A 14940-nucleotide genomic window follows, 5' to 3' on the forward strand; every position below is an offset into this window, starting at 1 on the left:
CTTGTAGTACTTTTAACAGATTATTGATACATTTTTTGACATCGTTTAATATCTATATGTTAATAATTTAGCATAACAAGTACTGAAGAACCAAATATTGATAATCCAAATATTGACCGTTATCAATTTCATTCCGTTTTAATAAAGCTTTCCTCCCTTCTTCTTCACCCACCCAATATCTAGGTTCAGCATATAAGTGAGTGAACTGATGAATCATTTTACCTTCATATAATGGTAATCTTCCTTTAGCTGGCTGTTGCTTAAATAAATTGCTGTCGCTAGTCATGTGAAATTCAGCAGTTAAACGCAAATTCCACTTACCCTCAATCTTTTCACCCAGCAAAGGGAACTTAAGCATTTTCTCAGCTATGCGAATATCTACCTGATTCTTAAACTCCATCACAGATAAAGAATCAGGTGATAGTTGACGCACCATGTCAATATTAATCTGCAAGCTATCATCACTAGGAAACCTTTTCAGTTCCTGCACATCATGACGCATAAATGCAGATGGAAATTCTGTTGTTATACTACCTTTTGCAAAAGTAAGAACAACTATTTTAAAACTGCGATGAACACCTTCAAAGATTTCTTTACGATTCTCAAGACAGAATAAACCAGTAACTTTAGTTTGACTAAACAACATCTCCCGCAATTGCTTAGTCCCCAAATCAGTGTAAATACCACTAGGAATTACAATCCCACACTCACCGCCTGAACGCAGAAGATTAAAACATTGTTCTGTAAACAGCTTATAAAGATTAATATCCGTACCTGCTTTTTTACCATTCACAACAGAAATCTGATTTTTATACTGTTCAGATGAACGATAATAAGCGCTGACATAAGGATATTGACTTTGATATTCTAACCAAGTACTTGCAATTATTGGATTTTGTAAAAGTTTACTCTGTTCTTTTTCAAAATCCTTAATATCCATCTTATTCTTTGTCACCAGTTCATTATGCTGTGCAAAGAACTCCTTAGCTTGTGGCTTAAATATTTCCCACGGTGGATTAGTAATAATCGCATCAAAACCTCCACGTTCTAAAACCTTGTCAAAATGATAACCCCAGTGAAACGGCTTCAAAGCTGCAATATCCTCAACCTTTAAAACACGCTTCTGTGACTTTCCAGTTAACTGAACTTCTTCATATTTGATACCCAAACGCTTACTAAACTCATCCAACAGCAAAAGATTTAACTTTTCTTGCGATTTATTATTGAGTTGTTCAATACTTCTGCGTAGATGTCTGTAGCAAGTATCTTTAGGTGTATCTGTGTGAGGTAAATTTTGAGGTAAAAAAGTATATTCTTTATAAATTTTAATTGATTCATTTTTCTCTTCTAATATTTTTTTGTAATTATCGGCTGCTAAAGACTGTAAAAGATTACCTTGTAACGAATTTCCGACTGTATCAAAGGCTGTTTCATCAACTTTAACTAACCCAATCAGCGAATTACCTGCCATAATATTAAAATCAATATTCGGCAATGGTTCTAATTCATCGACATTCTTAGCAGAAGAAACTAGCGCTAAGAAAAGACGTAGTTTAGCAATTTCCGTTGCTTCCTCCATGATATCTATACCATAGAGGTTATCCCTAATAATGAGCTTTCTGATAAAATACTCTATAGAAAGATGCTCAGTTTTTTCAGTTTTTAGCCAGTCTTTTAATTTTTGATCTCCCTGTAATTCAATTGTCCCAATAATAGCAGTATATATAGAAATTAAAGTCTTCATAGCCGCTACGAGAAAAGCACCAGAACCACAAGCCGGGTCAAGAATTGATAAATTAGGAAGAATATCTTCCATTAGTAGACGACAAACATTTGCATCCAGCTTAATCAGAAGTTCGTTAATATCCTCAAATGGCTTATACTGATCGGATAACGCATCATTTATGCGGTCTACAATTAACTTATGGATAGTTCTATCACAGAGATATTCTGTAATTTGCGGTCTAGTATAATAGGCTCCAAAAGCCTTTTGATTAATATATTTTTCAAAAATATATCCTAAAACATCAGGGTTTATCTCGTCGTCTTTACCTTCCGGCGTATCATCTAAATTCCAAGAATAACGCCCAAATAAATCTAGAACTTGCTCAAACGCCTCATCAACTATAGATATATCATATTTATCTTCAATATGATGCTTGAGAAATAGTCCACCATTCAGGTATTTAACCTTACCTACCAATTCTTTTACAGATAAATCGCGTTCAAACTCAGGTTTAGCAAAGCTTTCAAAAAACAAAGCCTTGAGAAATTCGTCATAAAAATGATTTTCAGCTTTTTGCTTACTTTGTTCAAGCTTATTTTGCAGATAATTTAAATCTTTATTATCAATAAAACCCTTACGCTGGAGAAAATAAACAAACATCAGACGGTTAAGAATTACCGATGTATACCAACGTCTATCTGTCTCATTATCAATTCCTTTCACAAACAGCAAAAACTTCTGGTGTTGTTCTTGAAATTCCTTGTAAAACTTCTTAGTTACAGGCTCAACATCAAAACCTCGTTGTAGTTTATAGGCAATTTCGACAACCGTCGGTTCACCATGTTCTAATTCAGTAATATCAATAACTAAAGAACCAAGTTTACTTAAAAATAAGTCTCCTGGTTGACCCTTCACATATAAATGGTCACGAAAGAAGCTTTTACTTCCTTCTCGTTTTACCCAATACCAAAGACTACGTGTGCGTTCTTGACCAATAAAAATTAGGAGATTTTCATTGATGAGTTTAGTAATTTCTTGATGAATATGCTTTCTAACCTTCGCCTCTGGGATGTTCCCATCAGTTGCGATGACTTCAAAGATTGCAACGCCTGAAAGTTCAGCAATCTTTTGGTATTGATACGTGTTGTTCTCAATTTTTAAACTTACAGGTTTTTGTCTGGAAGGTTTAGACCAACCTAACTCTTCTATAAATAAATTACTAAATTTAAAGTTAGAGAGTAAATCGCGGGTTCGTTGAAAATTCAGAGACATAATTTACCATGCTTCAATAATAAAAAAAGAGCATGGTAAACTTGCCATTCAGAAAATAAATCTGTGGCTAGAAAAATTAAGTCTGTGCTGACAGACTTGAAAAAACTCTTTCTATATAAGAATCATATTTGATTTTTGAAAAAATATAAGTATCTGTAGGGCGTGTTAGACGGAACGTCGTAACGCACCATAAGCTTAAGATAGTGCGTTACGCTATGCTAACGCACCCTACTATATTTCAAAAATCAAATACTAATCCTATAGAAGTTAAATTTTTACCATGCTTTTTATACTTTATAAATCCTTTATATCAAAGTAGGTTCAGGGATATTACCTGAGTTATGTAAATGCCGACATTATTTTCTACGGGAGTGATTTTTTAATTGTCAGGTATATTTACTGATTATTTTATAAAAATGCCTAATTGCTTTATAAAAATGCCCGTTTACTTTCTCAAAACACTGAAATGCTTAATCAAAATGACCTTTGACTTACTCAAAAGATCATTTTACTTATTCATTTTGGTGTTTTCCGCAAGCAAAAGGAGCTTTGACTTATTCAAAACATCATTTTACTTATTCATTTTAGTGTTTTCCGTAAGCAAAAGGAGCTTTGACTTATTCAAACCCCAGTTTACTTTATAATTTCGGTGTCTTCTACAAACAAAAAGAGCTTTGACTTATTCAAACCCCAGTTTGCTTTATAATTTCGGTGTTTTCCGAAAGTTCTTAAAGACGGCGATTTATCGCGTCTCTTGCCTTAACCGAACAGTATTGTTTAAGATTAATAAATGTTATAGCAATAAACTAATGGCTGAAAAACTGGAAAGAGCAGATAATGATAGCCCGTGGAAAGAAATTTTAGAAGCTTACTTTCCCCAGGCAATGCAATTTTTCTTTCCCGAAACAGCAAAAATAATTAATTGGGAACGTCCTCACGAATTTCTTGATAAGGAATTTCAACAAATAGCCCGCGAAGCAGAACTTGGTAGGAGATATGCAGATAAATTAGTTAAAGTCTGGCAAATTCAAGGACAAGAAATTTGGCTATTAATCCATGTGGAAATCCAGGCAAAATCAGAAGACATCTTTCCAGAAAGAATGTTTTCCTACAATCTGCGAATTTTTGACAGATTTGCAAAACCTGCCATAAGTTTAGCAATTTTGTGCGATACAGACCCGACATGGCGACCCAATCAATATAGTTATAATTATCCCAATACCAGGCTTAACTTTGAATTTGGAACTGTCAAATTACTGGATTATCAAAATCGTTGGACAGAATTAGAAGCCAGCGACAATCCATTTGCAACTGTTGTAATGGCGCATTTGAAAACACAACAAACAAATAAAAAGCCAGGAGAACGTAAAGCTTGGAAGTTTAGTTTGATTCGCAGATTGTATGAATTAGGATTGCAAGAAAAAGATATTCGTAACCTTTACCGATTTATTGATTGGGTTATGATTTTACCAAAAGCCTTAGAAGCAGAATTTTGGCAAGAGTTTAAGCAATTTGAGCAGGAGCAGACTATGAGCTACATTACCACAGGAGAGCGCATTGGCTATGAGCGGGGAAAACAAGAACAAGGACAAACACTCGTGTTACGGCAGCTACAAAAACGAGTAGGAGAGTTACCACAAGAGGTTCGCGGGCGCATTCAAACTCTTTCTTTAGAGCAATTAGAAGCACTTGGCGAGGCTTTGTTAGATTTTACAGCCATTGAGGATTTACTTAATTGGTTGGAAGAAAATAAAACAGCGTAGAATATTTTTCAATAGACGCGATTCATCGCGTCTATTGCTTTAATTACTAATTAGAAAATAATCCTAATGAACAAATAATTTGAGGTTCTCGCTTTTCTAGTTCTTCTGTGACAATACATAAACGGTCATCCATCCGTAGCGCTACTACCAACTCAGCTAACTGCTGATTATTAATACCGCTTCTGAGTTGGCGGTTGAGAGTATCAATGGCTGACTGTCGCAAAGGATAACGGTAAATCTCATCAATTGCTTTTAAAAGTTCTTCACTGACAAATAATGTTCCTTTCATTTCTTGAACATAACTCTTCAGTCGTTCATAAGTGCGGAACCTTGCACCTGATGGTCGCCCCAATTGACCGCCGGCATTTTTCTCTTCTTCAGCAATCAATTCAGCACCCTTCTGCACTAACTCGTGATGCTGTTTGTCTCTAGGTATTGCTGGGGTAGATTCTTCACACGCCGCTACGCGAAGAACTGCTAATTGTGATTGAGTAACACTATTTCCATCGCGGTCAACATAAATTAAAGAATCATTTCCCTCAGTAGTTTTCATATAAAGCAATACCCCCTCCGGTTGCACAGGCTGCGGAGTATGGGCGCGGGTAGAATAAGCTACATTTTGCATTTCTTCAATGGTTTTTTTCAAGCCGGGATTATTATCAGTGGCTTTTTTCCAAATTTGAAACGCTTCTGATGTCAAATCAACTTCTGTATCTTCTTCACCATCTAAAATTCCAGATTTCTCGTTATAGAGGTCAAGAATTACTCGTGCATCATCATCTTCAAAAAAAGCTTCATCAGTTCCTACGACTTCAGCATTTTCTTGCAGTCGTTTACGGAGTCGTCCGCGCAAATTAATAATCCTTTCTACTCCCTCGGCTGGTAAAAAAGAATAACAGAGAATTTGGTCTGCATTTTGTCCAATGCGGTCTACTCTTCCGGCGCGTTGAATTAAGCGAATAATTGCCCAAGGTAAATCCCAATTGACGATAATTGCACAGTCTTGCAAATTATGACCTTCACTTAAAACATCGGTGGCGATTAAAATCCGCAACTCTGATGATGATGAAATTTGCTCGCGTTTTCCATTACTTACAGGGCTAAATCTTCCCGTCATTAGTGTAGGGTCTTTAGATTGTCCTGTCACCCCTGCGACGTTAGTAATCTGACTCAACTGCAAATTGTCTGTAAGATAACGAACTGTATCAGCAAACTGGGTGAAAATTAGGACTTTATCTTTGGGGTGAGTTTTTGTGAGCAGTTTAATTAAAGCTGCAAGTTTTTCATCTTTTTGAGGATTCCACTCGCCACACTGTTGCAGTACATTAATCAATGCTTTGGCATCTTCTAGCAAATCACGTTTGAGCTTTTTTATATCAAAAAGTGGAGAACGCAGCCATTTAAATCGCCGTTGATATCGAGTTGCATATTCTTGGTAAATTGATTCTGCCCTTTGACGAAATACTTTTTCCTGACTTTTTACAGAATCTGGAAAACCTCTCTCCAAACCTCTCTCCTGCAAGGAGAGAGGCTTTGAATTCTCCCCATTACCTAGTAGGGAAGGGGGTTGGGGGGTTAGGTCAGAATCATCTTCTTCGATTTCTGTATCGAATAAAGCTGCTACTACAGAATCGGCATCTTCATCATTATTACTTGTATCTAATAACTCAGCTTCCTGAGTTCCAATCGGAATATCAAGACCATTGTCTAAAGCATATAAATAAATGAAATTTCGTAATATATGACGTTCAATTGATTGAATAAAAGCAACACCACTACTTTCTAAACGCTTAAATAAATTAGTGCGCGAAAAACCCATTAACCTCCTACCACCACGAAATAAGCTATTAATAAAACGTTGCTCGGTATCTGTAGGCGGCTGTTTGGGTTTAGCAATAATGTAATTTCCTAGCCCATAACGTGGTAAATTTAGTTGATTAATGACTTCTACTACTAATTCAGAGTAAAGACGAGCATAAAAGTCTGTGTTAGAACCTTCTAAAGGAAACTTGAGACTGCGAGGCACACGCTGAGGAAAATAAGAACGTCTCCCATCAGAAAATTCTAAATATTTCCGCCCTGTTTCATCTGTGTGGGCATAATTTTCTTTAATAAATGAACGAGTGCGTCGCACCATGTAACGCTTCATCAATTCTCGCCAGTCATCAGGATGTTCGCTTTTCTCAAAGGCTGCTAAAGAACGGACGGAACATTGATGCTTTCTAATAAACTCTAATTCTCCTACGGAACTGCCGCCTAGTTCATTAATTAAAGCTTCTGGTCTTAACCCCAAATCTTGGTCTTCTGGCACAAATAGCCGCAGTTGTGCGAAAAGGTCAAGATAACTTTTATTGTAAGGAGTTGCAGATAATAAAATACATTTACTTTCGTTAGCTGCAATATATTCTGTAATTGTTCGATAACGTTTACCTTCGCGGTTACGTAGATTGTGGCTTTCATCAATTAACACAACTCGGTAGCGCCGGAGTTTTGGTAATTTATTTTGTACTTGACTAATTGGCATAACCTCGGCAAGTAACCGATAGTTATTTACGTATTCTTGCCACATTGACACTAGGTTTTTTGGGCAAATTATCAGTGTTTCTAAAAAACAATCTTCTTGTAATATCTTCGCTAAGGCGGTTCCAACTAAAGTTTTGCCCAAACCGACCACATCACCTACTAACACGCCACCACGCCTAGTTACATGACGTGCTGCTAACTGTACGGCAGCTTTCTGGAAATCAAATAAGTTATTAAATTCACGAGGGATACGAAATTCTGAAAGTCCTGCGATCGCCTCATGGGATAAGTGGTAAGCTATCTTCAGGTAGATGTAGTAAGGTGAGACTAAATCTTGCCTAGCCCAACTCTGATCGATAATTTCAGCTAATTCTTGAGAAATATCTACACAACCGTAATCTTGCCAGCGATCGCTAAACCACTTTTGCAGTTTATTACAAGCATCATGGTCTAAAATATCAACATTCAACTCCCCTTGTTTTGCAAGTCCGGGAAGGGTTAAATTACTGCTACCCAAAAATCCCACAATTGGGGTGTTGGGGTCATTGCGATGCACAAGATACAACTTGGCGTGGAGAGAATGACGTAGAAACAGTCTAATAATTACCTTCTGACTTTTTAGCTGATAACTTAACCGCCGCAATCCCGCTTCATCCTGATTAGTCGGCGCACCGATGGTTAACTGCTGACGGAATTCTGCCGCCATGCGTTTTTTAAACCGCACAATGTCACTATTATCAATCCTTCTATCACCACTAACAAGGCTAAATGCTGCATAAATTTCATCACTGGGTAAGCTTTGCATCCCAATTAGCAAACGACAACAAGCATTTTCGCCACCAACATACTGTTCGATTAAGTCGTCAATTCTTCGCCAACCTCTGAGATTAAAGTAGCCAACGCAAAAGTCTCCCCGATAAGAGACTTTGAGAGTTTCTCGTAAAATTGGCAGCAGTTGTAAATCAATGTTGTCAAATATCCGGGGCATTATTTAAAACTCTATATTTCGTACCTATGTTATATGAGTAAAAAATTTTTCCAGCCAGATTAGTAAAGAGTGCATTCTTCTTGGCGTTCTTGGCGACTTGGCGGTTCGATAAATTTTTGAACGAACCGCCAAGCCGCCAAGGAAGAAATTTTTAACTGAACTAGTTTTACCCAATGCCATAAAAAAAGAGCAGTTGCATAATACAACTGCTCTAAAAAATACTTAGATAGATATTTTCTACCTATCCACAGAACCCATAATTACGTCAACACTACCAAGGATGACCACAATATCTGCAACCTTCATACCACGCAGTAAATGTGGAACAATCTGGAGGTTGTTGAAATCTGCGGCGCGAATCTTCCACCGTGCAGGGAAAACATTATCATCGCCAACCAAATAAATTCCCAACTCACCTTTGCCACTTTCGACACGGGCGTAGATTTCACCCTTGGGAATCTTGAAGGTAGGGGAAACCTTTTTACCAATAAATTGGTAATCAAAAGCATCCCACTCAGATTTTTTCCCTGCGGCTAAACGCTTCGCTTCCAGATTTTCGTAAGGGCCGCCAGGAAGTCCTTTAAGTGCTTGGCGAAGAATCTTCACCGATTCGCGCATTTCCCGCATCCGCACTACATAACGGGCAAAGCAATCACCGGCAGTTTCCCACTGTACATCCCAATCGAAATCGTCGTAACATTCGTAATGGTCAACTTTCCGCAAATCCCATTGCACGCCAGAAGCGCGTAACATTGGGCCAGAAAGTCCCCAGTTAATTGCTTCTTCTCGCGTGATAGTACCAATACCCTCAACACGTCGCCGAAAGATGGGGTTATCGGTTACTAAACGTTCGTACTCATCAACTTTGGGTATTAAGTAGTCGCAGAATTCAAAACACTTATCTACCCAACCGTAAGGTAAATCGGCTGCTACTCCACCAACGCGGAAGTAATTGTTATTTACCATCCGATAACCTGTGGCTGCTTCCCACAAATCATAAATCATCTCCCGTTCGCGGAACTGGTAGAAGAAGGGAGTTTGTGCGCCTACGTCAGCGAGGAAAGGGCCAAACCATAGCAAGTGGTTAGCAATGCGGTTCAACTCCAACATAATGACGCGGATGTAGCTAGCGCGTTTGGGAACAGCGACACCTGCAAGTTTTTCTGGGGCGTTAACAGTGACGGCTTCGTTGAACATTCCCGCAGCGTAGTCCCAACGACTAACGTAAGGAACGTACATTACATTAGTACGGTTCTCAGCGATTTTTTCCATTCCCCGGTGCAAATAGCCGATAACTGGTTCACAGTCAACGACATCCTCGCCATCCAGAGTCATGATTAGCCGCAGAACCCCGTGCATTGAGGGGTGGTGTGGCCCCATGTTTAGCACCATTGGTTCAGTGCGGGTTTCTAGTCTGGTCATAGATTTTGTGTTCTCCGTTCGTGAAAATTTTGAATTGAACCGCCTAGATGCCAACCACAGCCGATTTATCTAGTCTGCCAAAATGAGGTTTGTAGGGGCAATCTATATAATTTTGACTCTACAGGGTTATGTTGGAGAGAGGATAGCAGCGCAGGAGTTGTAATTGTTTCATTTCGTTGCACCTCTTCAATTATTATAGGGAAGCTTGATATGTAAGGGATTGAGGCACAGGTTTTTTTTCATGTAATCTCTTTTTGCATTGAGAATCCTGATGTTGGGTATTGGGATTGGGTGTTAGATAAGACTTAAATCGAACCACAGAGGACGCAGAGGACACGGAGGAATAAGAGTTTAAGAGGTTTTTGATGTAAGTCTTACCAAATAAAAACAAAAATAAAATTAAAGATGAAATCAGATTTACAAACACCGTTAGATATAGAAGAACTGGCTTTTTCTCATATTTCCGTTTTGGGACGAGAGGTAATTAAGGGTTTAGCGATATCTCCAGAAGGTCACTATCTAGATACGACGGTAGGCGGTGGAGGTCACAGCCGTTTGATTTTAGCAGCTGCGCCAGATGTACAATTAACGGCAATTGACCAAGATGAGGATGCTTTAGCAGCAGCGAAGAAAGAATTAGCAGAGTTTGGCGATCGCGTACAATTTATCTATAGCAATTTTGCTGACTACGAATTTCCCTCTAATACTTTCAACGGTATTCTCGCCGATTTGGGGGTAAGTTCTTACCATTTAGACCAAGCAGAAAGGGGTTTCAGCTTTCGCCAAGCTGCAAATTTGGATATGCGAATGGATCGAGGGCGATCGCTAACTGCTGCTGATATCATTAATAATTGGGATGAAGCAGAATTAGCTGATATTTTCTTTAAGTACGGTGAAGAGAGATTATCACGGCGCATTGCTCGTCGGATTGTAGAACGCCGACCGTTGCATACTACTACAGAATTAGCTGATGCGATCGCTTCTTCAGTCCCCCCAAAATACCGTTATGGGAGAATTCACCCCGCTACTCGTGTTTTTCAAGCTCTGCGAATTGTCGTCAACGACGAGTTAAAATCCTTAGAAACCTTTTTGGATAAAGCCCCAAATGCCCTTGTCCCTGGTGGCAGAATTGCAATTATCAGTTTTCATAGTTTAGAAGACCGTCCGGTGAAGCATGGTTTAAGAAATTCACCTTTATTAAAAGTCTTGACAAAAAAACCAATTATTGCTCAAGAAGAGGAAATTAGTCAGAATCCGCGATCGCGATCGGCCAAACTGAGGATAGCTGAAAAGTTGCTGTAACTTGCAATGCAGCGTTAAACTGTTTCATCTCGTGGCTCAGAATTGCCGCGAATAGGAGATGTGGGAGGTACTAAAACAACAGGTATAACATCTGGAATTAGTGAAGCTTTAGTATCCACAGCATCAGGGTTAGTAGTAGCAATCTTTACATTATTATTTGCTAATACCTTCTGCGGACTCTACCAGCGCCAGATAGCTTGCATTCAAGAATATGGTGGACAGTTAGAATTACTCTACCGCCGTCGCTATGAAAGAGGTGATAAATCTTATGTGCCTAACAGATAAAGCGGAATTGGGTAATTGGAAATTAGCAATCGGTGATTGGGATTAGTTTACTACTTGTTACCGATTTGGCTCTGCAATTTTTGACTCTAATAGTGTTCTAAAATAACTAAATAGCTTTTTTCGCTACAGTTATTGAGGAAATATTCCATGACTATTTGGGTAAACGAGCAAATTGATCCGTCTGGGATGATTCATGCCTGTATTGCTACTTGTAATGAATCTCAAGCTAAAGAGTGTCATGATTCTTTCCAGAATAATTTGACTGAGAAGCAAAAGGCCGCAGGTTGGGTAGCGCAATTGCGGACAGTCGATTCTTGGGATGAAGTACCGGTGAATTCTTTAAAACTCAATTAATTGGGTGAAATGGAGTTCATTTTTTGAGGTTTTGAACGAACAAATTTTAGAAGCGTAGGCGTAGCCCGCCGTAGGCTTCGCTTTATCTTGGACACTCTGCATCTATATTAATGGCTACAGCGATCGCAGCAAATCCCATAAACACAGGTTAATAAAGGATAAAATTCGGATTAAAATTCTCTAATTATTAGCAAATGCTTCTAAAAAAAGTAACATAAGATAAGAAACTGATGATTTTTCTGTACTTTTAAGAGCTATCATCTATACCGTAGATTAAATTAAAAAACTTGTATTAGCCGAATCAATTTAGTGAACTATCCCAAAGTTTACACTTCGGAGCAAGCCTGTCCCATTAATTTAGTTGGCGAAACGGGACAAGCGGTTCAAATTTCAATTCATGCTCCCACTCCCTATATCTGTGCTAACTGCGAACGGATATTACCAGATTGGAAACGGCAGCCATTTTTAAGAGTAGTGATTGTCTTGCAGCGATCGCGTTATCAATTAGTCAAAAAGACGGCAGAAGTAGAGTCAGAGAAAGAACGCTTACGAGAAAAGTTTATGCGATTTGGCTGTGATTTAGCATTTAATCTGCGCGATCGCGGCTATTTAACAGACCTAATCGACCCTCGTACAGGCTATCCTTTGCTGTCTCACCCCGGCGCAATTCCCCACGATGACACAGCAGTTGTCAAAGCTTTACTCAACTATCCAGTGATTAAAAATCAATGCCGCGTACTAGTGCATCCCGAATGGGGTGCAGCAGTTTATCCTAGCATTTTGATATCAGAAGCTCCCCCAATTTTGATCGAATGGGTTACAAAAGGTATAGCATCCATGCATGGGTGGAAAGAAATAGATAATTAATTGACGTATCGCTGACATCCCTTGCATGAATCATCAAATCTTGATGCGATTTTTGTAACTTATTGTAATAATTGAGTAATTCTCTGCACTTTTGCCGATGACTAAATAACTGTACAGGGAAACTTGAGTGGTTATCGTATATATAAATTAGAAGACCAACCTACAGGAAGCTAAAATCTGTGATGCTATTTTAAATAGATAAAAAGCAGTAAAAACAATGAAAGAAAGTTTAATTAACTTTAAAAGCCCCGATATTCGCCATTTTTACGCTTATCAACACGGTGGCGAATTTATCTCTGGATTAAATGTAGATTCTGTAAATATTGAAAATACGATTATAGTTCCTACAGACGATATTGATGAAGACTTAAAAGTAATTGATGAAGGATTAGTAAAACCTAAAGAATTAATTTATTTTTTTGTTAGATCAATTCCTATGTTAAATACACAAATTACCATCAATGTGTCTTTAATGTGTGTTTTGATAGACGTGATATATTATAAGAAATACCTAACTTTCCTTATAGCTTTCTTCTTCGATTTCATTGCTTTTAGTCTTTTGGTCTTTGCTGCAAGCTGGATAGTTAAAAAATTCTATTATTTTATAGGCGAGACTAGAGCTAGGTTATCATCTACAGTTTTTACAATTACTTTATTGGTGACATTACTGCCTATTTGTTCATACGGTCTAAAGTTCGTTCAGAAGTGGGGTTTATTTAGTGGATTGATATATTCCATTTTTTCGGTGCTTGCTGTTCTTAGTTTAATCACATTTTTGACCAACATTAATATCAAGAGTCACCCTGAAATTAAAAAAGAAATCAAATATGAGTGGAAAATCAATAGCAGAGTTTATGGCACACACTTCAGCGAAAACGAAAATGATAAGCCAGTACTTTATCCTAAAAGTGGGCGTAGTTTTTATACCCTGAATCCAATAGAGTATAGAACTCTAGTTGCTTACCAACAAACTAGAGGCGATCGCCAAAAAGCAAAAGAATTAATGACAAGTTGGCATACCAAACCATTAGTTACAGAAAAAATTCGTAGACTTTGGTCACTGGAACAGTTTAATTTACCACGAAGGGGAGGTATTTTCTTATTTAGAATCGGCGCATCATTGCTCTGTATATTTTTAAAACCAATTGCTGAACAAACAAAAGTTAAATATTGGGATATATCAGTTAATTGGTTGAAAATGCAAGGGATTAATCGAGTTTTTTGGATTTATCAAGAATGTGAAGCAGGGCTAAAACGCTTAAGTTCCATGCAAGAAATTTAGTACAAAAATTGTTGTAATAACATGCTAGCTTTTTAAAGCGAGTGAAAAAATATATAGTAAACGGCAAGTTAGAAGCTTTGATTCACTACATTTCTAGCTTTAATATTGGAGAATTGTGATAGCATCAATTATTTTTAGGTTTACGCAGTTGCTTGGAACCAATCGGGCCGAGAATTTGGTTAAGGCTACGCAACTGTTCTTCTGTACCCATACCAATTAGCCGATCTCCCGACATTAATACCGTATCGCCAGTGGGGCCACCGATTAAAGTCCCATCAACGCGGCGAATTGCCAGAACTAATGCCCCAGATTGCGATCGCAATCTCGCTTTTTGCAAACTCTGACCCACAAAGGGACAAAAAGCCGGATCGAGTAAAAATTCTTCCATATATAACTGACGGTCTGCACCTGTCAAAATTCCGTCTACAAAGTCCAACACTTGGGGTCTAAGTGCCGCAGCAGCCATGCGCTTCCCACCAGTAATATAGGGTGATATCACCTGATCTGCGCCACCGCGTCGTAACTTCTGCAAAGCTTCTTCTGTACTGGCGCGGGCAATCACCCGAATTCCTGCATTTAGTGTTTTTGCTGATAAAACAATGTATAAATTTTCAGCATCGGAAGGCAGGGCTGCAACAATACACATCGCCCTTTCAATACCAACTTTCAAAAGCGTATCATCTAGGGTAGCGTCACCTTGAAATGCTGTGTAACCTTCTCTCTGCGCCCTTTGCACAGATTCCATCTCCGAATCAATCACTACAAAAGGTGCGCCTTCTGCCCGAAATTCCTTGGCAATTTGTCGACCAGTGCGACTAAATCCACAGATGATGTAATGTTCTGATAGGGATTCCATTAACCGCCTCTGTTGTTGTAGCCGAATTCCTTCTTGAAAGTAGCCTTGAATAATCGCTTCTGTAAATCTGTTGACAATGTAACCGATATTGACTACACCCAACAAAATCAGGGCAATTGTAAACAATCGTCCTCGGCTACCCAGTGGGTGCGTCTCTCCATATCCCACAGTTGCAAGAGTGATGACTGTCATGTACGCTGCATCTTCCCATGACCAGCCCTCAATTAACGAGTACCACAAAGTGCCAATGACAAAAACACCACCAAGAGCGATCGCCCCAGCCATTAACTCCTTTTGGAT

General features: G+C 38.5%; 10 protein-coding genes and 1 pseudogene. 6 read left to right on the forward strand and 5 right to left on the reverse strand.

Translation table 11 applies throughout. The annotated features are described in order from the left end of the window. Positions 1-67: 67 nt before the first annotated feature. A complete protein-coding gene (locus V7K38_RS14205) occupies positions 68-2998 on the reverse strand; it encodes an Eco57I restriction-modification methylase domain-containing protein (protein WP_334858680.1) in 2931 nt (976 codons plus the stop codon). Positions 2999-3807: 809 nt separating this feature from the next. On the opposite strand from V7K38_RS14205, the gene V7K38_RS14210 reads away from it, so the two are divergent. Beyond that, on the forward strand, positions 3808-4761 hold the full coding sequence (locus tag V7K38_RS14210; RefSeq protein ID WP_334858681.1) for a DUF4351 domain-containing protein: 954 nt from the start codon (positions 3808-3810) through the stop codon (positions 4759-4761). Positions 4762-4807: 46 nt separating this feature from the next. Here V7K38_RS14210 and V7K38_RS14215 read toward each other — a convergent pair whose 3' ends face one another. Genes V7K38_RS14215 through V7K38_RS14225 form a run of 3 tightly spaced genes read right to left on the reverse strand, consistent with a single transcriptional unit; the run spans position 4808 to position 9694 of the window. Then, positions 4808-8272: a helicase-related protein gene (locus V7K38_RS14215; protein ID WP_334858683.1), complete on the reverse strand. Its 3465-nt coding sequence runs from the start codon at positions 8270-8272 to the stop codon at positions 4808-4810. 59 nt (positions 8273-8331) lie between these two features. Beyond that, complete coding sequence (locus V7K38_RS14220; RefSeq protein WP_334858685.1) at positions 8332-8478, reverse strand: hypothetical protein; 147 nt, start codon at positions 8476-8478, stop codon at positions 8332-8334. Between the two features lie 31 nt (positions 8479-8509). After that, complete coding sequence (locus V7K38_RS14225) at positions 8510-9694, reverse strand: NAD(P)H-quinone oxidoreductase subunit H (protein ID WP_094330473.1); 1185 nt, start codon at positions 9692-9694, stop codon at positions 8510-8512. Between the two features lie 405 nt (positions 9695-10099). Here V7K38_RS14225 and rsmH point away from each other — a divergent pair, with 405 nt between their 5' ends. The 5 genes and pseudogenes from rsmH to V7K38_RS14250 all read left to right on the forward strand — a co-directional run bounded on the left by rsmH (position 10100) and on the right by V7K38_RS14250 (position 13784). Further along, positions 10100-10996 (forward strand): 16S rRNA (cytosine(1402)-N(4))-methyltransferase RsmH, encoded by an 897-nt coding sequence (rsmH, locus tag V7K38_RS14230; RefSeq protein ID WP_334858686.1) that lies wholly within the window; start codon positions 10100-10102, stop codon positions 10994-10996. A 51-nt stretch (positions 10997-11047) separates the two neighbouring features. Beyond that, a pseudogene (locus V7K38_RS14235) lies at positions 11048-11281 on the forward strand (MotA/TolQ/ExbB proton channel family protein); the annotation flags it as partial. A 147-nt stretch (positions 11282-11428) separates the two neighbouring features. Further along, complete coding sequence (locus tag V7K38_RS14240) at positions 11429-11635, forward strand: glycogen debranching protein (protein WP_114081438.1); 207 nt, start codon at positions 11429-11431, stop codon at positions 11633-11635. 309 nt (positions 11636-11944) lie between these two features. Continuing rightward, the gene (locus V7K38_RS14245; protein ID WP_334858687.1) at positions 11945-12502 is read left to right on the forward strand and encodes a methylmalonic aciduria and homocystinuria type D protein; all 558 of its coding nucleotides are present in this window, start codon (positions 11945-11947) and stop codon (positions 12500-12502) included. A 217-nt stretch (positions 12503-12719) separates the two neighbouring features. Continuing rightward, positions 12720-13784 carry a hypothetical protein gene (locus V7K38_RS14250; RefSeq protein WP_334858689.1) on the forward strand — a complete coding sequence of 355 codons (1065 nt, stop codon included), beginning with the start codon at positions 12720-12722 and terminating at the stop codon, positions 13782-13784. Positions 13785-13908: 124 nt separating this feature from the next. On the opposite strand, the gene V7K38_RS14255 is transcribed toward V7K38_RS14250, so the two are convergent. Further along, a complete protein-coding gene (locus V7K38_RS14255; RefSeq protein ID WP_334858690.1) occupies positions 13909-14925 on the reverse strand; it encodes a potassium channel family protein in 1017 nt (338 codons plus the stop codon). Positions 14926-14940: the final 15 nt, after the last annotated feature.

Origin of the sequence: Nostoc sp. (genome assembly GCF_036917465.1) — a bacterium.
Taxonomy (GTDB): Bacteria; Cyanobacteriota; Cyanobacteriia; order Cyanobacteriales; family Nostocaceae; genus Nostoc.